Origin of the sequence: Floridaenema fluviatile BLCC-F154 (assembly GCF_041929135.1) — a bacterium.
Lineage (GTDB): Bacteria > Cyanobacteriota > Cyanobacteriia > Cyanobacteriales > Aerosakkonemataceae > Floridanema > Floridanema fluviatile.
Genome location: NZ_JBHFNS010000050.1, coordinates 19,187 through 39,131, shown reverse-complemented (window position 1 = coordinate 39,131; position 19,945 = coordinate 19,187). Strand labels below are relative to the sequence as shown.

The following is a 19,945-nucleotide window of genomic DNA, read 5'->3' as shown; positions in this document are numbered from 1 at the left end:
CGCGTTTGCTGCTAGGAATCGCTCTGAGGGAAACTTTAATTTCCTCCTAGCAGCAACTAAGTGGAGGAAGCGACAAAAACTCCACGTCGCCCTATAAATTTTGAAACTTTTACACCGTCCGTACATCTGCCGTCGCTCTCCTTCGATGTACAGCAATGGGACACAGCGATGAAACTCCCATCCGATGCAAAATTTTGCACTTTCAGCTATGCTTCAGGTTAACAATTACCACTTTTTGGTTTATCAACCTACAGGTAGAAAATGCTAAAATCCCAACTCAACCTTTGGTTGCATTACTGGTAGGAAGAGGTTGCTTATTTAACTCATGAATTGGTGGGCCATTTAACACTTCGCCTGTAGTACTAAAACGTCCTCCATGACAAGGACAATCCCAGGTTTTTTCGGCATTGTTCCAGTTAACAATACAACCAGCATGAGTACAAACAGGTGATAAAGAAGACAAATTACCTGTTTCATCGCGGTAAACTGCATATTTCTGACCGTCGATTTCCACAATTCTTCCTTCTCCTACTGGCACTTCGGAAACTTGTTTAACATCAGATTTAAACCTATCAGCAACAAAGTGTTTGGCGACACCTAAATTTTCTGCAACGAATCTTTGTGCGCCAGCTAAAAGATTTGCTCGGTTAGGATCGTAAACTTTGCTCCAAGGATTTTTTCGACCTAAAATTAAATCACTTATTAACATTCCGCCAACAGTACCGAAAGTCATGCCGTTACCGGAATAACCTGTACTGATGTAAATGTTGCTGTTAGCAGCAGTTTTACCAATGTAAGGCAAACCATCTGCGGGTTCATAATATTGGGATGACCAATGATAGTCGATCGATTCTACATCGAAACGAGCTTTAACGTAAGTTTCTAACTGTTCGTAACTTTCCTGATTATTCACCACTGTTCCGGTTTTGTGATCTGCACCTCCGACAATTAAAATGTTTCCGTAACTGCGAGTGTAATGATAAGGTGAATCAGTGTCCCAAAATAATCCTACTGGTACTGGAGAACGCAATTTTACCCCAATTACATAAGAACGATAGGGAGCGAGTTTGGTAGCCATTGCATACAAATCTGGCAAACTGGAGGTATCATGAATTGGCGTGTGAGTGGCAATAATTACATTTTTTGCGGCGACAGTTCCATGTTCGGTGTAAACATCATTAACTGGATTACTGTTGATTTTAGTTACAGGTGTTTCTTCAAAAACAAAACTGCCGTAGCCGTTCACTGCTTTTGCTAATCCTTGTAAATATTGCAGGGAATTAAACTGTGCTTGATTGGGAAATAATAGCCCAGCTTTTACGGAAATTGGTAAAGGTACATCAGTAGTTAAAGAAGTTTTGATACCTAATTTTTTTGTAGCTTCTGCTTCTTGTTCGATTTCCGAAATGTCTTGCGTATTTTCGGTGTAAAGATATCCGTCTACTCTTTGAAAGTCGCAATCAATGTCTTCTTGGCTGACAAATTCGGCAATTTTTTCGATCGCCACCCGACTAGATTCCGCTACTATTTTTGCATCACTTTCCCCTAAAGAAGAAATCATACTTTTGTAGCGTTCGTCAGCAGCTTCCGTGATATGTGCAGTGGTGTATCCAGTTACGCCACTACCGATTTTTCCTGCTTCTAAAACTGCCACAGTTAAACCTGCACGCTTTAGTAATAAAGCCGCTGTTAACCCAGTGATTCCCCCACCAACTATAGCGACATCTACAGAAATGTTACCCCCTAAAGGTGGAAAATTTGTAGTTTCTGTGGTATCTATCCAAACAGATACAGAGTTTCCTAATGAATTCATAATTTTTATTCCAATTAGTCCTCTATCTGGGATAACGTTTTTTCTGTCAATCTGGGATCTGTTAATAGGAAGAAAAACAATCTATCTTTTCGCAGATGTTAACTGAAAACTACAAATTTTACCTTCAATTAACGCTAAATTTTCGTTAGTAATTCGGCATTTTGTTGGGGAGAAACTAAAGTATTGGCGCATAATATACCGGAAGCAGCAACAGCAGGAACACCAATTCCCGGTAAAGTGCTGTCACCAACACGATATAATCCGGGAATCGGAGTATTAAAACCGGGAAATGTGCCTTTACCTGCGGCAATTGCTGGGCCATAAGTTCCCTGATATCGGCGTAAGTAATAGCTGTGAGTTAGGGGTGTACCAATTAGTTCTAAAACAATCCGTTCTTGCAAGTCGGGAATGATTTTTTCTAAGGCGGTGAATAGGGGTTGCGATCGCTCTTTTTTCCTTTTTAAATAATGAGTATCCCTCTGCCAATTCTCGAAAGGTTCCAAAGTATAAGCATGAACCACATAATGTCCCTCTGGGGCTAAATTTGCGTCCCAAACCGAAGGAATCGAAATCATACAAGTATTACCCGGTTCGGTAATATCTTTTTCGTTATCGCGAACAACAACATGATGCCCAGTTAAATTCTCTAAACCCGCTGCCTTAATCCCTAAATGTAAGTGCATAAAGCTACCAACCGCAGGAGTTTCTAAGGATTTTTGCCGATAATCTGCGGGTAAATCTTCAGGACGCAATAACTTATTGTAAGTATCCCAAATCGTGGCGTTAGAAATCACAATTCCGGCTTTAATAACCTCCCCATTTCGCAATTTAACACCGCAAACTTTACCAGATTCTAAAAGTATTTGCTCAACATGAGCATTTAATTTAACTTGACCGCCCCAACGTTCTAAACCTCTGACTAAAGCATCAATAATTGCCCCACTTCCACCAATAGGATAATCAACTCCGATATGGTTTCTTTCTCCCAACATAAAAGCGACTTCTGGGGCGATCGTTCCTTCAGCTTTTAACCCCGAAAGTAAGAAACATTCTAAATCAATTAATCTTCTCACCCAAGGATCTGTTATTTCTTGATTCATCACCTCACCAACAGAACCTTGAATAATTCCTAATTGGGGCAATAGTTTTAATAGAGAAGGTAAATATTTGACCAATAAAACTGGAATCATTTGTAAATCTGCCCTTAAAGCTATAGTTGGGATGTCTTTTAAAGCTGTATAGAGAGATAACAAACGTTTTTCAAATCTAGCTAATTCAACTGCACCTTGCGGCGTAATTTTCGCTAATTCCTCTCGGTAATGTTTCGAGTTACTATAAACCGGAAAAGTGAATTCAGGGAAATGATAATGCCCTAAAGGATCGTAACTAATTGTGGGCAAAGATTCACCTAAAACCGCTAAAACTTGCCTTAACGGGTTCAGACTTTTGGGATTATTTAAACCACAATAAAAAGAGGGACCAGAATCAAAATGAAAACCTTTGCGGGTAAAACTGTGGGCTGCGCCACCCGCTATGGCGTGACTTTCGCAAATTAGGACTTTTTTGCCGTAACGTGCCAGTAAAGCGGCTGCGGTTAACCCGCCAATGCCGCTACCGATGACGATCGCATCTAATTGCTGTTGCTGCATTTTACTCCTGAAAAATTAGTGATTATAAATCAGGGTTAATTACCTCCTTAATATACTTAAAACAAATTAACTTTGAGTTGATGCTTGGTTGTTGGTTAGTAAATTCGATCGATCGAGCAACGAAACAAGGCTTTCTTTCATTCCCGAACAATCACAACCTTTAGAAATAACAATCACTCTAGGTACTAGCTAATTTGCTGTTAAATTTGGGAGCGATCGCCCGATAAAATTAACCTAGTCAATCTCTTTTTTTCAGATATTTTGAATGAAAGTTTCCGTCTCTTTATCGTAAGGAAATCCCGGAAACAGTTCTGGTATTATTCGTTTCGCTTGATTCCTGAACTCGACAATATCCAGGCATAAATTCATCACCGCTACAACTGTCAGCTTTTGCAGTTAAATCTGTACTTGAGATACCGCGCCTATTGTTAAAAATAAAGGTTCCCCGGAAGGTTTTTGATTCACCAGCAGCAAGTTCCGAATCAGTAAAGGGATACCACATATTCGACTCTCCGGGAACTTTAAAACTACCAACAAATTCTCTATCTTCTGCGGTATAGTCTATTGCTAATTTAAAACGATTAGCACTCGCCTGTCCTCTATTTTTAACTGTGACAGTAACCGGAATTTCAATTCTTTGCCCCGATCGTCTGGGAGTTCCTACATTAAAATTTTCAATGATTAAATCCGGGGATCCTGAGAGAGGAATTGGTCGAGGATAAATTGTAGGTCGAGGAAAGGGAGTAGATCGAGGAATTCTTGGGATATTAATCTGAGCTATAACCGGACTTGCTATTACAGCCCATAAGCCTAAAAGACTAGCTAGCTTGATAGTAAAACCCATATTAACCTCCTATTTCAAGAAGTATCTGCTTCTAAACTAGGAATTAACCAAAGCAGCACAGGATTACTTCCTTTTTTGTGTTTCAATGTCATTTTTGGGGATAGTTATTGCTAGTTAAAAGCTTCTACATATTCCATTATCTCTCAACAGGCGGAAGTTCTCTTCCTCCTTTAGTCAGAAGATGGAGAAACAAGATTGCTGCTGTTTGCCTTTTGGCAGCAATCTTGTCTGGTTTAGCGATCGCACAACCTAACTAACTGATTAAACTTTGAGTGTGGAAACAATCCAACTAATGCCATCAATTAAATAGTATGCAGCAATTAATATTAAAGCCAAGCTACCAAGGTGAGTAATTTTTTCGGAATATTGCAATAAACCGCGAGTTTGTTTAGCTAAACCTGCGAACAAACTGGCGAAGAAAATTACTGCTGTGTAACCGAGCGCATAAAAAACCATTGCTAAAGTTGTTTGCCATTGTGAACCCGTAGCAGAGGAAGCAGCTAACACCGCAAACATAATCGGACTAGTGCAAGGAGAACTAACTAAAGCGAAGGTTAAACCAACTCCATAAGCTCCAAAAAGAGGAATATTAAAGTTAGTTTGCGGCAAGGGTAAGCGGATAATTCCTAATAGTGAGAGTGCCATTAAAATAATGAACAATCCCACAGTTACCTGGACAAAACCCCGATATTTAAGTAAAATAATTGTGGCAAAAGAAGATAGTATCCCAAATAAACTGAGCATTGTTACTACACCTAAAACAAATGCTCCGGCTTTGGTAAAAGCATCCCAGCGTGAGTTAATTTCACGAGTTCCTATATAGCTGAGATTGATGGGAAGTAAGGAGAGAATACAAGGAGAAATACTGGCAATTAAACCGCCAGCAAAGGAGAGAGAGAATAAAATTACAGGATTCTTGGTGTTTTGTTCGCTAAACCATTGCTGATAGCGATCGCCTATTCCTAGAACAAAATTGTCGATCGTTTCCGGTAAACTATTTTCACTGAAAAATTGACCAGCTAAAATTACCAGAACTGTCAACCCAAACAATAACCCAAATAATAACCAACCGGAAAATTTAGGTTTAGTGAGTTTTCCCGTAAACCATTTGTTAAGTGTCATATACTAATTTCCTGAAGTTTTAAAATTACGAGGACCCTGATAACCAGAAATATTAGCCAGTTCTTTTAAAGGCATAGCACCTTCATATAATTTGCCATTAATTTGCCAAGTTGGTAACATTCTAATATCAATTCTGTCGCAAAGTTCTGTTTGAGGATTTTTCCCACGAGGGTCACATTCAACACGCACACTTGCTTTAATAATTTGAGTTGCTTGCGTGCCAAATTGTCGCTCTTGCCAATTACAAGTTGTACACCAAAAAGTGCTATACATTTTCGCACCTTTCTGTTTTAAATGATTCGCCAAAGCAACTTCTGGAACTACATTAGAATTAGCAGGTTTTGCCGCAGGTGCAGGTTTTTTAGTGGGAGTTGATTTAGTTGTAGCTGAGACTGTTTGAGTAGGAGTTGGCGCTGTTTGAGCTTCTACTTTCTGGGAGGTATTAGTTGAAGAACAACTAGAAATAAGTGCTAGCGAGGCGACAATCGCTGTTGGCAAGCTAATTTTGATAAGTTGCATGACTGTCATTGATTTCATAAGTTTGGCAAATCGGAAGTTTTCCGTAGTAGTTACAAGCTTAATTTTCCAGCTTACAGCAGTTTTCACTCAGGTTTACCTGTTTTACCAATCTTTCTGAGCTTTGTTTCCTAATCAGGAAGTAATTTCCCATGTAGCTGACTCTTCCTTGGTTTTAATCGGACAATCCATTTATGATCGAAGATATGAAAAAACTTTTTCAGCTTGAGTCATGAAACGCATTGTTCTGATTGCTGGGTTTGAATCTTTCAACGCTAATTTATACCGCCAAGCTGCGGAGTTAGCGGTTGCACGCTGTCCTGAGTTAGAGATTCGGGTGTTTAGCGATCGCGCCTTAACCACAGAACCCGATAAAGTAGAAGCAGCATTACAAGGGGCAGATGTCTTTTTTGGCAGTTTGCTATTTGATTATGACCAAGTTTTATGGTTACAAGAAAGAGTTAAAAACATTCCAATTCGCTTAGTTTTCGAGTCAGCTTTAGAATTAATGAGTTTAACTCAAGTTGGCGCTTTCAAAATTGGGGATAAACCCAAAGGAATGCCCAAACCAGTTAAATTTATTTTAGACAAATTCAGCAACGGAAGAGAAGAAGACAAACTAGCAGGTTACATCAGCTTTTTGAAAGTTGGCCCAAAATTATTAAAATATGTCCCAGTACAAAAAGTCCAAGATTTACGCAACTGGTTAATTATTTACGGTTATTGGAACGCTGGCGGAACCGAAAATGTTTCTTCAATGTTCTGGACGCTGGCAGAAAAATATTTAGGGTTAAAAGTTGGCGAAATACCCCCACCAATAGAAACCCCAAACATGGGTTTATTACACCCAGATTATCAAGGATATTTCACATCTCCACGCCAATATATTGATTGGTATCAACAAAAAATAAAAAATTTACCCAATCCCCAATCCCCAATCCCCAGTTCCCAGTCCCCAACAGTAGGAATTCTACTTTATCGCAAGCACGTTATTACTAAACAACCTTACATTCCCCAATTAATTCGTGAATTTGAAAAAGCAGGATTAATACCATTACCCATTTTTATTAATGGTGTCGAAGGTCATGTTGCGGTTAGAGATTGGATGACAACTGCTTATGAAACCGCCCAAAGAAAGCAGGGAAAAATTGAAACTCTTTCCTTATCAGAGGAAGCAGTAGAAGTTGATGCTATTGTTTCTACTATTGGGTTTCCGTTAGTTGGTGGGCCTGCTGGTTCAATGGAAGCGGGACGACAAGTAGAGGTAGCAAAACGCATTTTAACTGCGAAGAATGTACCTTATATTGTATCAGCACCTTTGTTAATTCAAGACATTCATTCTTGGACTCGTCAAGGTGTTGGGGGGTTACAAAGTGTAGTTTTGTATGCGCTTCCTGAGTTGGATGGGGCGATCGATCCTGTACCCCTTGGCGGTTTAGTCGGAGAAGATATTTACCTGATTCCCGAAAGAGTAAAACGCCTCACCGGAAGGTTGAAAAAATGGATTGAGTTACGTCAAAAACCCGCATCAGAAAGGAAAATCGCCATTATTTTATATGGGTTTCCGCCCGGATATGGCGCAGTAGGAACCGCTGCTTTGTTAAATGTCCCCAAGAGTTTAATTAACTTCCTAAACGCACTCAAAGAACAAGGTTATAATGTGGGAGAAATTCCCGAAGATGGCGAAGAATTAATTAATTTAGTGAAGGAAGCAGATACCGAAAAAGTAAGTCGGGAAGAATTTATTCACGCGAATAAAGTTCATGTTAGCGTTTTAGAAAAATGGTTGGGATATCTGTTAACAAATCGCATTGAAAAACAATGGAAATCTCTCACTGAGACTGGAATCAAAACTTATGAAGATGAATACCAAATTGGCGGAATTCAATTAGGAAATATTTGGATTGGCGTGCAACCACCTTTAGGGATTTCCGGCGATCCAATGCGGTTAATGTTTGAGAAAGATTTAACGCCACATCCGCAATATGCAGCTTTTTATAAGTGGTTGCAGAATGAGTTTGAGGGGGATGCGATCGTACATTTCGGAATGCACGGAACAGTAGAATGGTTGCCCGGATCGCCATTAGGAAATACAGGATATTCTTGGTCAGATATTCTCTTAGGAAACCTGCCACATCTATATATATATGCTGCTAACAATCCCTCAGAATCAATGTTAGCAAAACGACGCGGTTACGGCGTACTAATTTCTCACAACGTTCCCCCTTATGGGCGTGCAGGTTTGTACAAAGAACTAGTTAATTTGCGCGATTTAATCTCCGAATATCGGGAAGATCCACAAAAGAATTACGTTCTTAAAGAAGCAATTTGTAAAAAGATTGTCGATACAGGTTTAGATGCAGATTGCCCATTAGAAGAAGCAAGAAAATTAGGAATTGCCTTCACCCCTGAAAACGTCAGAATGTTTAGTGCTGATGTTTTTAATCATTATTTGGTGAAACTTTACGAATACCTGCAAGTTTTGGAAAATCGCCTCTTTTCTTCCGGTTTGCACGTTTTAGGAGAACCGCCGAACGAAGAGGAAATGACAGCTTATTTGAATGCTTATTTTGGGGAGGAGAGGACTGAAGTCCCCACAACAGACATGAATCAAATTCGGGAGTTGTTGATGCAAACAACCGATGAATTAACTAACTTATTGCGGGGATTAAATGGTGAATATATTCCCCCTGCGCCCGGTGGTGATTTATTAAGAGATGGTGCAGGAGTTTTGCCAACTGGCAGAAATATTCATGCTTTAGATCCTTACAGAATGCCTTCACCTGCTGCTTACGAAAGAGGGCGAGAAATAGGTCAAAAAATCATCGCCCAAAACCTCAAAGAAAACGGACAATATCCCGAAACAATAGCGGTAATGTTGTGGGGATTAGATGCCATTAAAACTAAAGGTGAATCTCTAGGAATTCTCTTAGAATTAATAGGTGCTGAACCAATAAAAGAAGGTACTGGGCGCATTGTTCGTTACGAATTAAAACCATTAGCAGAAGTCGGACATCCTAGAATAGATGTATTAGCAAATCTTTCCGGTATTTTCCGCGATAGTTTTGTGAATATTATCGAATTGTTAGATGATTTGTTTCAACGTGCAGCTGATGTTGATGAACCAGAAGAACAAAACTTCATTCGCAAACACGCTTTAGCATTGCAAAAACAAGGTGTAGAAAATGCCACTGCACGCTTATTTTCTAATCCTGCGGGTGATTATGGTTCTTTAGTAAATGACCAAGTTACTGCTTCAAATTGGGAAACAGGCGATGAATTAGCAAACACTTGGCAAGGGCGAAATGCTTTCAGTTTTGGTAGAAAAGATAAAGGAGAAGCGCGAACCGAAATCCTCAATCAATTGCTACAAACAACCGAAAGAGTTGTGCAACAAATCGATTCCGTTGAATATGGTTTAACTGACATTCAGGAATATTACGCTAACACTGGCGGATTGAAAAAAGCAGCAGAAAAACAACGAGGAAAAAAGGTTAGTGCGAGTTTTGTCGAAAGTTTTTCTAAAGATACAACTCCCCGCAATTTAGAAGATTTGCTGCGAATGGAGTACCGCACAAAATTATTAAATCCCAAATGGGCAGAAGCAATGGCAGATCAAGGTAGTGGTGGTGCTTATGAAATTTCCCAACGGATGACAGCGTTAATTGGTTGGGGTGGTACTGCTGATTTTACTGATGATTGGGTTTACGATCAAGCTGCCGAAACTTATGCTTTAGATGCAGAAATGGCGGAGAAATTACGCAAGGCAAATCCCGAAGCTTTCCGCAATATTATCGGCAGAATGTTAGAAGCAAATGGGCGTGGTTTTTGGCAACCAAGTAAAGATAAGTTGCAAAAATTGCGGGATTTGTATGATTTAACAGATGAAGAATTGGAAGGTGTTACAGTTTGATAAGGAGGAAATTGAATGATGATTAATCCATTAGTAGAAAAAGAACTTATAGCTCAACTTAATAAATTGAGTGACGAACAACAACAGCAAGTGCTGGACTTTGCGCGATTTTTAGCGATGAAAAACCCGGTTGGTGTACCAGGTAAAGAGTTGCTGAAATTTGCAGGTACTATTTCCCATGAAGATGCAAAAATTATGTTAGAGGCAGCAGAGGAAAACTGGGGACAGGCAGATTTGAAAAGTTGGTGTGAATGAGTAGTAGATTCCTGTTAGATACAAATATTGTCATTGCTTTACTTCAAGGAGACGCTCCAGTTCAGCAATACTACGCGGAAGCTGAAGCTATCTTTGTTCCAAGTACCGTAATAGGTGAACTTTATTATGGTGCTTATAAGTCTGGAAGAGTAACAGAAAATTTAGCCCGGATAGAGGAGTTTGTAACTACTAATAATGTCCTGATGTGCGATACAGCAACAGCAAATTACTATGGGCAAATTAGAAATCTTTTACGACTGAAAGGGCGACCTATACCTGATAATGATATTTGGATTGCTGCGGTTGCTATGCAGTACCAATTAACTCTTGTATCTCGTGATGCTCATTTTCAGGAAGTTGATGGATTGCTAGTAGAAATGTGGTGACAGACTTAAGTTTAGGCAAAGTCAACTAATGACAGATTGCTACTAGAAATATAATTAGAGATAGCCAAGTCAGAATCCAATACTGCTCGGTTAAGCATTTTTTGGCATGGAGGGGCGAAGCATTTGGACAGAAAATCTAGGGTTTGACGCGATAAATTGTCGCCCAAATGCTTCGCCCCTACCCTTAACCGAGCAGTATTGGAATCTATGTAACTTGGCTATTGAATTTATTGTTTACTCACAGAACAAATTAAGTTAGGAATTTTGAGAAATCCACTCTTGAAGTTCACTATTAGTCATTTGGTTGACGTGCCGAGGAGTGTGTTTATTTTGGCTTTTAGCTATGCCGATAGCTTTTCCCCTTAGAAACTTTAGAAGTTTAATTTGTTCTTCATCAGTTTCTTCAGCATTTGGGATTCTATAAAATTGCTCTACTTCCTCCTTAAGCGCTTTAGCTTGTTTAGCTATTGATTCCAGATTTTCAGCTAAGATGCTTAATTCTGGAACAATGTTTTGTTTGGACATAATTTATAATTTTTGCTAAGTTTGTTTGTTGGCTAAACAGATTACTTAGCTTCCTAACTGGTACTTAGGGAATTACTATTAATAATCTGAATAACCAATTATTATTACAATTACAGACTTATCTATAGAAAGTCAACAAACAAAAATAAGCGGTTTAGCACTAAAAACCTGCTAAATCGCTGCTTATCTTTATATTTCATCGGATAACGCTATAGGAAGCGCTATATCTTTTTACAACGCCCTAAGTACCAGTTAGGACTTTACGTAATCGGTTTAGCTAACAAACAAACTGTTGAAACCACTTGTCACCCTCTAGGGTGTCAGTTGTGTGTTGATTCGACACACAGTTAATATTATAGTACTGTTACAATATTGTAAATACCGCGTATACGCGGTATTTTTAAGGATGCTTTTCGGCAACAATAGGAAGTTGACAAGTCCTAAACACAGTGCCAACACTACCCAATCCTCTATTCTGGCGACACAAGAAGTCTTTACCTTTCCGCACTTTAGCAAAACATCCGGCAATGTCAAACACATTTACTGCAATCTTTGAAAAAGTAGACGATTGGTATATTGGTTATGTTGAAGAGTTATCTGGTGCCAATGTACAGGAAAAAACTTTGGAAGAAGCAAGAGAAAGCTTACAAGAAGCTATAGAATTAATCCTAATATCTAACCGCGAACTAGCTGAAAGAGAACTTTCTGGTAGAGATGTAATCCGCGAACAGATCAAGGTGAATATTTAGTGAAACGAAGAGAACTCATTCAATATTTAGAATTAAACGGCTGCTTGTTTCTTCGTGAAGGTAAAAAACATACCGTTTACTATAACCCATTGAATCGCAAAACATCTGCTATTCCCAGGCATACTGAGATTATTGACGTTCTTGCTAGGAAGATTTGCAAAGATTTAGAAATACCTCAACCTTAGAAAGGCTAAAATTTTGTACTTTGTTACCATATTCAATCATACAAACCGATCGCTTCCGACTCAGCAACCAACTCATCCATTCCTTTCATTTGTTCGGCACGCATTTGTTTTTTATAATTAATTACATCTTCATAAAGCATTCTGCGAGTATTTCTCACTATCTTATAGGGAATTTCTCCTGAATCTAGTAAATTCCAAAGATAGCGATCGGAAACACCCAGGATTTCTGCTGCTTGATAGATTTCTAATTCCCTCGTATAGGGTGTAATCTTTACAGGTTTTCCCTTCGCTGTATGTACTAAAATTTCTAGGAGTAGCTGCATTGCTAATGCAGGTATTTCCACAACTTTACCATTATTTTCATCTTCGATTAGGGCGATCGCACTTTCCTTTTCTTTCCCTTGCAAATATTCCGCTAAAATCTCACTGCTAACCTGTGCTAGATCAATGTCTGATTCACTAGGTAAAATCGGATCGTCAATGCGATATTTGGGTAATTTCATAATAATTGTTACTTGTGAGTCAAATCACAGCTATAACCTTAACTGCAAGTATACTCTAAAAACAAAACCCTCTAATTTAAATACTATGCCTATTTCCTTCCCGGATGAACCTGTTCCCCTAGAAATTTGTGACGATCGAGTAGTACGAGTTAAGGGAACGCGAGTCACTCTTGATACTATTGTTGCTACTTTTAATCAAGGGAAAACTGCGTCAGAAATTGCCGATCAATATCCATCTTTGCAATTAATTGATGTATATGCGACAATAGTTTTTTATTTACGATATCGCCCTTATGTTGATGCTTATTTAGAAGAACGGCAACAACAAGCTAGGGAAATTCGTCAATTAAATGAGGCTAAATTTGCCGATCAGGGTGTGCGCGATCGCCTTTTAGCACGTCGGAGTTAATCATAAAATATGCTGCGATTTGTCGCTGACGAAAACTTTAATTACCACATCATTAAAGAGTTACGAAATCGTCAACCAGAATTGGATATTGTCTGTCTGCACGCTATTGGTCTGGCGGGAATAGACGATGCTAAAATATTGCAATGGGCGAGTCAGGAAGGGCGCATTTTATTGACTAATGACGTAACCACAATTACTCAATTTGCTGAGCAAAGAATTGCCCAAGAGTTACCAACTTCGGGAATATTTGTGGTTAGCGTTGATGAGATAAGCGATCGCACAATAGCAGACATCCTCCTCTTAGCAGAATGCAGCAATGAAGATGAATGGGAAGGGCAAATACATTACTTGCCATTATCCTCAAATTTTACCTGAATAATCGCCGGAAAGTACCAATGGGAATTGCCCAACTTAAAGATTCCATTCTTTGAAAAACTGCCGTTGATGGCATTGTACCATCAGCAAATCTGTAAACGGTAATGCCTTGAGGAGGAAATTTCAATCTGCCATTAATCCCAATTAATCGCCCATTTCGATCTAAAACAGGGCCGCCACTCATACCATTTTCTACTTCGTTAGTGTAACCTAATTGGTATCCTCTGGGGAGCGATCGCCCAGAAATCATTTCCACATTTCCCCTAGTTAAACGAAAAGCTCTCATTCCCCAATCACGGGTGCTTTCTATTGCTTTCGGATTAATCCAATACCAATTCGGAAAACCTGCCGCATATACCGTTTCTCCCATTGCTAAAACATCAGAATTACCCATTTCTACTACTTGGTAAGATTGCGGACTAGTAAACTGCACTATTGCTAAATCATTGTCTCCAAATTGAGGATAATTTAACTTTTTAGCGGCATAAGTTCGACCATCAGAAGTTAAAACTGTATAATTATTACTATCTTTTTCATTTAGGACATGATCGCAAGTTAGAACTGTGTAAACTTGCCCTTGACGGTTAATAATCACTCCAGAACCAGCACTAGAATTAGAGAAAATTCTCACAGTAACTTGCCTTGCTACTTCCGGTACAGAAACATTATTTACTGCTAGGTTTTGCGCTGCTGACAGAGTTTTAGCAGGTAATATTTCTGTGGGTAAAGGAGTTTGGAGAAAAGCGATCGCACCCAAGCGCCCAGCTAAAGATTGATGAAAAACCAACCAAAATAACAACCACACCACGATCGTTTAATTCCCTAAAGAACATTTTTAAGATATCAAAAAATCACCAACCTGGAAAGCGTAAAACCTTCCAGGTAAATCTGTATTTAGCTATGGTTTCCCATTAACCCTAATTAAATTCCATTATCTACTGGACGAGGACGAGAAAACGGATTTTCGGGGCGAGAAACTGGCGGTTGTGGGCGAACAACAGGCGTTTCATCATCGCCATATTTGTCTTCAAAAGCTTCATTAACAACTCTTTCCAAACTAATCCGTTTTGGCGTAGATGATGGACGACGATTAAATCCTTGCGAAGGAGCAAAAGAAACTACTGGGACACCAGAACCACTGACTCCAAAGTTTAATAAATTCTCCAAAGCTGCATTAGGATTGCTAGCGTTGCGACTATCTAAAGTGAGAAGTAAATTTCTCGAATCACAACCATATTGCCCACCATTAGTGTAACAAATTACAGGTAAATTATTGACTCTGCCAGTTGTTAGTTGTAAATTAGTTAGTCGTCCGCCATTGTCGTAAACTGCTCTGGTTAGGCGATCGGACACAATGCGACAACGATTTTCTGGAGTATATTGACTACCAAACTCAAAAGTTCTCCAAAGAATCAAAGGTGCAGTAACTCTATCTCCTCTGCGAGCAATTGTTGCGTAATTTCTACCTTCAGTAACACATTCAAAAGTAGTAGTTAAATCTTCCGGTTGTGGATTAGGTACGACACTTCCTTCTGGCAATCTTTCTGCTGGTACTGTTTGTTGAGCTTTTACCGGATTTGTCATAGCAAAAGTACCAGATAAAGCGAGAGTAGATAGAAAAATTTGCGTCAATAATTTAAATTTCATGAGAAATACACCAGTAACTATTTCATTCATCTATGTTGATTTCTTTGACTTGCTAATTTGGCTGAATGTTCCACAATCAAAAAATTCTTTTTGGTTCGTTGTCAGCACTTCAGTGCTAGAACGCTGAAGCGTTCACAACCAACTTACAATCATTTTTAAATGCCAATCAGGATAAACCCTCTCACTCAGGGGGTAAAATTTGGTCAGAAAGGTATTGCGAGAAAATGGATTACAAAACAGCCCGAAATTTCCTGATTAATCAAGGAACCGCCCTGGAAACCCAGCGAAATGGTGATGATTTTCTGATGCGCCTAAGTCAGGGGAAGTCACCAGTACCAGGACAGGTGACTTCTATATTATTAGCGTTAAAAATGGTGTTCGATGCTTTGAAGGACGAACCTAATTTAGACAAAGAATTGGTGTATGCCTTGCATTTGTTGAGTTTCGAGAGTCGTCACTTTTACGAGAAGGGACTTCGCGACGGCGTAGAGTGGCCTTTTTTGCTCAATGAAGATTTAAACCGGATTGATGTCGCCGTTAGAGGTATCTTTTCCGGTACTTGGCAAAGTTAGGCAGAGGTGGGGAGGTGGGGAGAGTTTTGAATTTTGAGTTTTGAATTTTGAGTTAAAGAATCCCCTTATCCCCTTGTCTCCCCTGCCCCTCTGCCCCTCTGCCCCTCTGCCCCTCTGCCCCTAACGGTTGCGGAGTTGTGCTTCTAATTTGTCTACATCACTTTTGAGGAGAATGGTAACTTTGCCCATGATTGGTTTACCGTCTTGGGGTTGGGGAAATTCTACCCAGTAGGCGAAACGCGATCCTAGTCTGATTTCGCCTTTGAGTGCTTCTTGTAAGGGTAAGGTTAAGGTGCGTGCTTGCTGTACCATTGCGGGGTTTGGGTAAGAGTAAATTACTCTTGCTTGTTTAAAGTCTTGGTAGATCTCTAAACCGTAGATGCTGCGTAATGATTCTTGTAAACGGTTGAAGTTGACACCGTTAATCATGTCAAAGAGGTTGATTCTTTCGGTGCGAACTATGCCGGGATCTGCTGATGGTGTTGCTAAACCTGGGGCGAAGACGGAAGCTTCAAAGGTGAATCTTTGGGCGGGGGTGTCGGTTCGGTGTACTAGGAGTGTTTGTCCGCTATAGGGACTTAGGGTGGGATTTTTTTTGATCCAAGCGGCAACTTCTGCGGTTGTTTGCCCTGGTAAGGCGTTTGCTGTTTCGCTAAAAAGAGCGATCGCCATCCCCAACCCTAACATTAATAAACCCTTAGCTTTCATAGTCAAGATAAAAATAGATTTTTGCTCTGCCACTAGGATGGCATATTCGGCAACATTGCTACTTTAATCGACTTGCGATTCTTCATATCTTGAAACACCTGTTCTAAATCTTTCAAGGGACGATGTTCGCTAATTAGTAATTCAAAGGGTATGGTGCGACTTGCTAGAAGTGCGAGTGCTTCTTTGACATATTTGGGTGTGTTGTGAAATACACCTTTTAAGGTTAGTTCGCTGTAATGCAGTTGTTCTGTATTAACTGTGATTGTGGTATCTCGCGGACAACCTCCGAATAAGTTAACGGTAGCACCGGGACGGGCGCAAGCGATCGCACTTTCCCAAACTGCCGGAACTCCCGTTGCTTCAATTACTACATCTGCACCCCATCCTTCCGTCAGTTCTTTAACTACTGTGGGAATATCGGTTATTTGATGATGGTTAAATGTTTGGGTTGCGCCTAATTTTTTGCCGATTTCCAACCTGCGATCGTTGCCACCGAAGAGGAAAACTTGGGACTGGGTACTGGGTACTGGGTACTGGGAGGAAGAGGTAATTAAATTATCTTCCCCTTGTTGGGCGATCGCTGCGACGAACATTAGACCGATCGCGCCATCTCCAATTACTACTACGCGATCGCCCTTTTTAATATTCGACCTTGCTACCCCATGCAACACACAAGCTAGAGGTTCAGTCATCGATGCCAAAGCATCGGGCAAATCATCGGGAATTGGTAATAAATTATGTTTAACAATTTGGGCTGGAATTTTCAAATATTCGGCAAAAGTGCCATTATTCCAAGTCAAATTTGGACAGAGGGAAAATTCTTGGCGTTGACAAAAGAAGCAATTCATGCAGGGGGCTGAGTTATTGGCGACTACGCGATCGCCAACTTGCCAACCTCGAACATCTTTGCCGATCGCAACAATTTTACCTGCTGCTTCATGACCAAATAAAGTTGGTGGTCGCAACATTTTCGCATGACCACCTCTCCGCCATACTTTCAAGTCGGTGCCACAAGTTGTGGCGACTCCTACTTGAATGATGATCTCTTGGGAATCAGGGATGGGATCTGCTACTGATTCCAAACGTAAGTCTTCTTGACCGTAAAGTACCGCACCTAACAAAACTTTAGGAACCCACTGCCGTGAGCGGACGCGACTGCTGTCCTACTTTATCACGACGGAGCATCACCATTGAAGTCAGAGAAGGCACTTCTTGATAGCAACTGCTGCAAAACCAATAAACACCTTGATGGCGAACGTGGCGCAGCAGTGGACTGCCACAAAATGGACAAGTATTACTGCGACTATTCATTGTATTTGCCTCTCTTCAAAAAATTAGTTAATTAAATCGCTGGATAAACCTGGATGAAATGAAATTGAATGAACCCGACCATTTTTAGTGATATTCCTGCTAATTTATTTTCCGAATTGGTCGCTTCATAACTTAACTCACCGCCTAGATTAAGCTTTTTAAAGTTTTTCAAAAAATCGTAATAAATTCTCCATATTTTTATTGAGACTGTGTAGTTATACCAAGAGTTTTCTTCTCTTTCTGTTTTTTTCAGGAAGATGTGATTAATCCGAGCAACTTCATCTCCTTGTTTACTAACCACTCAATGAACGGCAGAGAATTTGATTACTTAATTTAGTTTAAAAGACCGTAATTAGGGAATCCATCTATCTTTAGGATAATTTAAAGTTTGCTGATCCTTTACGTAAACTCTCTTATTCTGATATGATTTTAATTGATCCCCATACATTCTTCTGTAAGTTTACTTATACATAAATGCTAATTTTTGCATAGCTCCTCATGGTATTTACCCAGTAACGTGACAAATAGATATTCTGGTATAAGTATGTTTACGCATTTCTTTCTTTTGGTTGATACTAGTAAAGTTGCTAATAATATGTTATCTAAAATTTTCCGCCTTAATGGACTTGACAAAATTGCTTTTTTATGATATAGAATTAAATGTTGTGTCTCTAACTAAAGAGGAAGTCTAGCAGCTACAACAATAAGAATACTTGCACCTAAAGAAAGATTAACTAATTAGTTGAGAAAGATTTTTTTATTTTTCGATTAAAATTATAGATCTCAAGAGATTCTCAACATAAGGGTAATGGGGATAAAAATCATCTTAACCAGTTTTCCAGAGTGCTTTCTGGGAGTGTAAAGCGAAACAGTTAATTTTATCAGTACAATCAAAGGGAATTGCGATCGACAAAAAACCAAAAAAACAATAATTCTGCTGTAGGCAGAGAGGCATTCCTACAGCAGAAAGCAAAAAATATAGACTCTTAATATACTCAGCTATCCAAAATTCATTTCATCCCTGGGGGAAGACAGAGCAGAAGAACTGTCACTTGTCTCCCCTATTTCTAATATTCCCTCTTTTCCGCAGAAGTTAACACCAACGGGAATTTTTCATATAACTTAAAATTTTTTCTCGGGGGAGAAGGGGAGATGGGGAGGTGGGGAGGTGGGGGGAAACTTGAAACTGACATCTTTCCTAGTCCCCAGTCCCCAGTCCCCAGTCCCCAGTCCCCAGTCCCCAGTCCCCAGTCCCCAATTAATACTCAGGAATGGAAGGATCAACTTCGCGACTCCAAGCAGTGATGCCGCCTTTAACGTTAGTGCCTTCGATTCCGGCTGTTTTCAAAATACCCAAAGCTTTTGCCGATCGCCCACCCATTTTACAATGAGCAATTAAGCGATGACCGTTGAGTAATTGTTTCACTTTCTCCACGCCGGGACCACTTTCAATTTCTGGTAAAGGCACTAAAACCGCACCGGGAATTTTGGCGATATCGTATTCATTAGGATTACGAACATCAATCAAAACGAAGTCATCAGTGCCACTATCAAGCAGTTGCTTTAACTCTTTGACTGTCATTTCTGACATTTCCATCTGCTGTTTTGCCTCCTCTGCTTTAGCTTGGGTAATGCCGCAGAATTGTTCGTAGTCTATGAGTTTTTCAATCACGGGACGAATCGGATTTGGGCGCAGTTTCAACTCGCGGAATTTCATTTCCAAGGCGTTGAACAGCAACAATCTTCCATTTAAGGTTGTCCCTTTGCCGATGATAATTTTGATAGTTTCTGTGGCTTGAATTACACCAATAATTCCGGGTAAAATCCCTAAAACGCCGCCTTCGGCACAAGAGGGAACCATTCCTGGCGGTGGGGGTTCGGGGTACAAATCGCGATAATTTGGGCCACCTTCATAGTTAAAGACAGTAGCTTGTCCTTCAAACCGGAAGATTGAACCGTAAACGTTTGGTTTGTTGAGTAATACACAAGCATCGTTAACTAAATACCGGGTGGGGAAATTATCTGTTCCATCCACTACGATGTCGTAAGGTTCAACGATATCTAGGGCATTTTCGGCACTAATGCGAGTTTCGTATAAATCAACCTGACAGTTGGGGTTAATTTCTAAAATCCGGTTTTTGGCGGATTCAATTTTGGGTTTTCCTACCCAGGATGTTCCGTGAATGACTTGGCGTTGTAGGTTGGAACTATCGACTATATCAAAGTCAACTATTCCCAGTCTGCCAATTCCCGCTGCTGCTAGGTACAACAGTAATGGGGAACCTAGTCCACCTGTACCGATGCAGAGGACGCTGGCAGCTTTTAGGCGTTTTTGCCCTTCTAGCCCTACCTCCGGTAAGATCAGGTGGCGGGAGTATCTTTCGTATTCTTCTTTGGATAATTGGACTTGATCCAAATTAGGATTGAGCATGGCAATCTTTACAGCAAAAAGCAGATCTAAGA

The 19,945-nt window shown here is 40.0% G+C and carries 22 protein-coding genes; 8 read left to right on the top strand and 14 right to left on the bottom strand.

Annotated features, from left to right (window positions below):
- Positions 1-277: 277 nt before the first annotated feature.
- The 5 genes from ACE1B6_RS12090 to ACE1B6_RS12070 all read right to left on the bottom strand — a co-directional run bounded on the left by ACE1B6_RS12090 (position 278) and on the right by ACE1B6_RS12070 (position 6,034).
- Positions 278-1,813: an FAD-dependent oxidoreductase gene (locus ACE1B6_RS12090; RefSeq protein ID WP_413257483.1), complete on the bottom strand. Its 1,536-nt coding sequence runs from the start codon at positions 1,811-1,813 to the stop codon at positions 278-280.
- 134 nt (positions 1,814-1,947) lie between these two features.
- Positions 1,948-3,462, bottom strand: coding sequence for a phytoene desaturase family protein (locus ACE1B6_RS12085; RefSeq protein ID WP_413257482.1), 1,515 nt, complete (start codon positions 3,460-3,462; stop codon positions 1,948-1,950).
- 283 nt (positions 3,463-3,745) lie between these two features.
- Complete coding sequence (locus ACE1B6_RS12080; protein WP_413257481.1) at positions 3,746-4,306, bottom strand: CARDB domain-containing protein; 561 nt, start codon at positions 4,304-4,306, stop codon at positions 3,746-3,748.
- A gap of 261 nt (positions 4,307-4,567) precedes the next feature.
- The gene (locus tag ACE1B6_RS12075) at positions 4,568-5,428 is read right to left on the bottom strand and encodes a cytochrome c biogenesis protein CcdA (protein WP_413257480.1); all 861 of its coding nucleotides are present in this window, start codon (positions 5,426-5,428) and stop codon (positions 4,568-4,570) included.
- Between the two features lie 3 nt (positions 5,429-5,431).
- Positions 5,432-6,034: a hypothetical protein gene (locus ACE1B6_RS12070; protein WP_413257479.1), complete on the bottom strand. Its 603-nt coding sequence runs from the start codon at positions 6,032-6,034 to the stop codon at positions 5,432-5,434.
- Between the two features lie 142 nt (positions 6,035-6,176).
- On the opposite strand from ACE1B6_RS12070, the gene bchH reads away from it, so the two are divergent.
- From bchH to ACE1B6_RS12055, 3 genes are read left to right on the top strand one after another with little or no spacing between them, the layout of a single operon-like run.
- Positions 6,177-9,857, top strand: a complete 3,681-nt coding sequence (bchH, locus tag ACE1B6_RS12065) for a magnesium chelatase subunit H (protein WP_413257478.1) — start codon at positions 6,177-6,179, stop codon at positions 9,855-9,857.
- A 15-nt stretch (positions 9,858-9,872) separates the two neighbouring features.
- Positions 9,873-10,112 (top strand): DUF2281 domain-containing protein, encoded by a 240-nt coding sequence (locus ACE1B6_RS12060; RefSeq protein ID WP_413257477.1) that lies wholly within the window; start codon positions 9,873-9,875, stop codon positions 10,110-10,112.
- On the top strand, positions 10,109-10,498 hold the full coding sequence (locus tag ACE1B6_RS12055; protein WP_413257476.1) for a type II toxin-antitoxin system VapC family toxin: 390 nt from the start codon (positions 10,109-10,111) through the stop codon (positions 10,496-10,498). Before ACE1B6_RS12060 ends, ACE1B6_RS12055 begins: the two co-directional genes overlap by 4 nt.
- A gap of 255 nt (positions 10,499-10,753) precedes the next feature.
- Here ACE1B6_RS12055 and ACE1B6_RS12050 read toward each other — a convergent pair whose 3' ends face one another.
- On the bottom strand, positions 10,754-11,023 hold the full coding sequence (locus ACE1B6_RS12050) for a hypothetical protein (RefSeq protein WP_413257475.1): 270 nt from the start codon (positions 11,021-11,023) through the stop codon (positions 10,754-10,756).
- Positions 11,024-11,472: 449 nt separating this feature from the next.
- Between ACE1B6_RS12050 and ACE1B6_RS12045 the strand changes: the two genes are divergently transcribed.
- Positions 11,473-11,772, top strand: coding sequence for a type II toxin-antitoxin system HicB family antitoxin (locus ACE1B6_RS12045; RefSeq protein ID WP_413257474.1), 300 nt, complete (start codon positions 11,473-11,475; stop codon positions 11,770-11,772).
- Positions 11,772-11,957, top strand: a complete 186-nt coding sequence (locus ACE1B6_RS12040; RefSeq protein WP_413257473.1) for a type II toxin-antitoxin system HicA family toxin — start codon at positions 11,772-11,774, stop codon at positions 11,955-11,957. Before ACE1B6_RS12045 ends, ACE1B6_RS12040 begins: the two co-directional genes overlap by 1 nt.
- Before the next feature lie 32 nt (positions 11,958-11,989).
- On the opposite strand, the gene ACE1B6_RS12035 is transcribed toward ACE1B6_RS12040, so the two are convergent.
- Positions 11,990-12,460 carry a helix-turn-helix domain-containing protein gene (locus ACE1B6_RS12035; protein WP_413257472.1) on the bottom strand — a complete coding sequence of 157 codons (471 nt, stop codon included), beginning with the start codon at positions 12,458-12,460 and terminating at the stop codon, positions 11,990-11,992.
- Positions 12,461-12,545: 85 nt separating this feature from the next.
- Between ACE1B6_RS12035 and ACE1B6_RS12030 the strand changes: the two genes are divergently transcribed.
- Together ACE1B6_RS12030 and ACE1B6_RS12025 are read left to right on the top strand one after the other, a co-directional pair.
- Complete coding sequence (locus ACE1B6_RS12030) at positions 12,546-12,869, top strand: DUF433 domain-containing protein (RefSeq protein ID WP_413257471.1); 324 nt, start codon at positions 12,546-12,548, stop codon at positions 12,867-12,869.
- A 9-nt stretch (positions 12,870-12,878) separates the two neighbouring features.
- Positions 12,879-13,244 carry a DUF5615 family PIN-like protein gene (locus ACE1B6_RS12025; protein ID WP_413257470.1) on the top strand — a complete coding sequence of 122 codons (366 nt, stop codon included), beginning with the start codon at positions 12,879-12,881 and terminating at the stop codon, positions 13,242-13,244.
- On the opposite strand, the gene ACE1B6_RS12020 is transcribed toward ACE1B6_RS12025, so the two are convergent.
- Entirely contained in the window at positions 13,237-14,052 is an 816-nt protein-coding gene (locus tag ACE1B6_RS12020) for a S1 family peptidase (protein ID WP_413257469.1), read from the bottom strand. The genes ACE1B6_RS12025 and ACE1B6_RS12020 overlap by 8 nt on opposite strands.
- Before the next feature lie 113 nt (positions 14,053-14,165).
- Positions 14,166-14,921 (bottom strand): COP23 domain-containing protein, encoded by a 756-nt coding sequence (locus ACE1B6_RS12015; RefSeq protein ID WP_413257468.1) that lies wholly within the window; start codon positions 14,919-14,921, stop codon positions 14,166-14,168.
- A gap of 194 nt (positions 14,922-15,115) precedes the next feature.
- Here ACE1B6_RS12015 and ACE1B6_RS12010 point away from each other — a divergent pair, with 194 nt between their 5' ends.
- Positions 15,116-15,463 (top strand): Dethiobiotin synthetase, encoded by a 348-nt coding sequence (locus ACE1B6_RS12010; protein WP_413257467.1) that lies wholly within the window; start codon positions 15,116-15,118, stop codon positions 15,461-15,463.
- Positions 15,464-15,583: 120 nt separating this feature from the next.
- On the opposite strand, the gene ACE1B6_RS12005 is transcribed toward ACE1B6_RS12010, so the two are convergent.
- From ACE1B6_RS12005 to moeB, 5 genes are all read right to left on the bottom strand, one after another.
- Positions 15,584-16,171 carry a hypothetical protein gene (locus ACE1B6_RS12005; protein WP_413257466.1) on the bottom strand — a complete coding sequence of 196 codons (588 nt, stop codon included), beginning with the start codon at positions 16,169-16,171 and terminating at the stop codon, positions 15,584-15,586.
- Between the two features lie 32 nt (positions 16,172-16,203).
- Positions 16,204-17,292, bottom strand: coding sequence for a zinc-dependent alcohol dehydrogenase (locus tag ACE1B6_RS12000; RefSeq protein ID WP_413257465.1), 1,089 nt, complete (start codon positions 17,290-17,292; stop codon positions 16,204-16,206).
- Between the two features lie 4 nt (positions 17,293-17,296).
- Positions 17,297-17,482: a hypothetical protein gene (locus ACE1B6_RS11995; protein ID WP_413257464.1), complete on the bottom strand. Its 186-nt coding sequence runs from the start codon at positions 17,480-17,482 to the stop codon at positions 17,297-17,299.
- 31 nt (positions 17,483-17,513) lie between these two features.
- Positions 17,514-17,783 carry a hypothetical protein gene (locus tag ACE1B6_RS11990; protein WP_413257463.1) on the bottom strand — a complete coding sequence of 90 codons (270 nt, stop codon included), beginning with the start codon at positions 17,781-17,783 and terminating at the stop codon, positions 17,514-17,516.
- A 957-nt stretch (positions 17,784-18,740) separates the two neighbouring features.
- Positions 18,741-19,913 (bottom strand): molybdopterin-synthase adenylyltransferase MoeB, encoded by a 1,173-nt coding sequence (gene moeB / locus ACE1B6_RS11985; protein ID WP_413257462.1) that lies wholly within the window; start codon positions 19,911-19,913, stop codon positions 18,741-18,743.
- Positions 19,914-19,945: the final 32 nt, after the last annotated feature.

What these genes read in the sequence shown, in the direction of transcription:
- ACE1B6_RS12090 (WP_413257483.1), bottom strand. Translation starts at nt 1,813, where the DNA reads ATGAATTCATTAGGAAACTCTGTATCTGTTTGGATAGATACCACAGAA.
- ACE1B6_RS12085 (WP_413257482.1), bottom strand. Translation starts at nt 3,462, where the DNA reads ATGCAGCAACAGCAATTAGATGCGATCGTCATCGGTAGCGGCATTGGC.
- ACE1B6_RS12080 (WP_413257481.1), bottom strand. Translation starts at nt 4,306, where the DNA reads ATGGGTTTTACTATCAAGCTAGCTAGTCTTTTAGGCTTATGGGCTGTA.
- ACE1B6_RS12075 (WP_413257480.1), bottom strand. Translation starts at nt 5,428, where the DNA reads ATGACACTTAACAAATGGTTTACGGGAAAACTCACTAAACCTAAATTT.
- bchH (WP_413257478.1), top strand. Translation starts at nt 6,177, where the DNA reads ATGAAACGCATTGTTCTGATTGCTGGGTTTGAATCTTTCAACGCTAAT.
- ACE1B6_RS12060 (WP_413257477.1), top strand. Translation starts at nt 9,873, where the DNA reads ATGATGATTAATCCATTAGTAGAAAAAGAACTTATAGCTCAACTTAAT.
- ACE1B6_RS12055 (WP_413257476.1), top strand. Translation starts at nt 10,109, where the DNA reads ATGAGTAGTAGATTCCTGTTAGATACAAATATTGTCATTGCTTTACTT.
- ACE1B6_RS12050 (WP_413257475.1), bottom strand. Translation starts at nt 11,023, where the DNA reads ATGTCCAAACAAAACATTGTTCCAGAATTAAGCATCTTAGCTGAAAAT.
- ACE1B6_RS12035 (WP_413257472.1), bottom strand. Translation starts at nt 12,460, where the DNA reads ATGAAATTACCCAAATATCGCATTGACGATCCGATTTTACCTAGTGAA.
- ACE1B6_RS12030 (WP_413257471.1), top strand. Translation starts at nt 12,546, where the DNA reads ATGCCTATTTCCTTCCCGGATGAACCTGTTCCCCTAGAAATTTGTGAC.
- ACE1B6_RS12025 (WP_413257470.1), top strand. Translation starts at nt 12,879, where the DNA reads ATGCTGCGATTTGTCGCTGACGAAAACTTTAATTACCACATCATTAAA.
- ACE1B6_RS12015 (WP_413257468.1), bottom strand. Translation starts at nt 14,921, where the DNA reads ATGAATGAAATAGTTACTGGTGTATTTCTCATGAAATTTAAATTATTG.
- ACE1B6_RS12010 (WP_413257467.1), top strand. Translation starts at nt 15,116, where the DNA reads ATGGATTACAAAACAGCCCGAAATTTCCTGATTAATCAAGGAACCGCC.
- ACE1B6_RS12005 (WP_413257466.1), bottom strand. Translation starts at nt 16,171, where the DNA reads ATGAAAGCTAAGGGTTTATTAATGTTAGGGTTGGGGATGGCGATCGCT.
- ACE1B6_RS11995 (WP_413257464.1), bottom strand. Translation starts at nt 17,482, where the DNA reads ATGAATAGTCGCAGTAATACTTGTCCATTTTGTGGCAGTCCACTGCTG.
- moeB (WP_413257462.1), bottom strand. Translation starts at nt 19,913, where the DNA reads ATGCTCAATCCTAATTTGGATCAAGTCCAATTATCCAAAGAAGAATAC.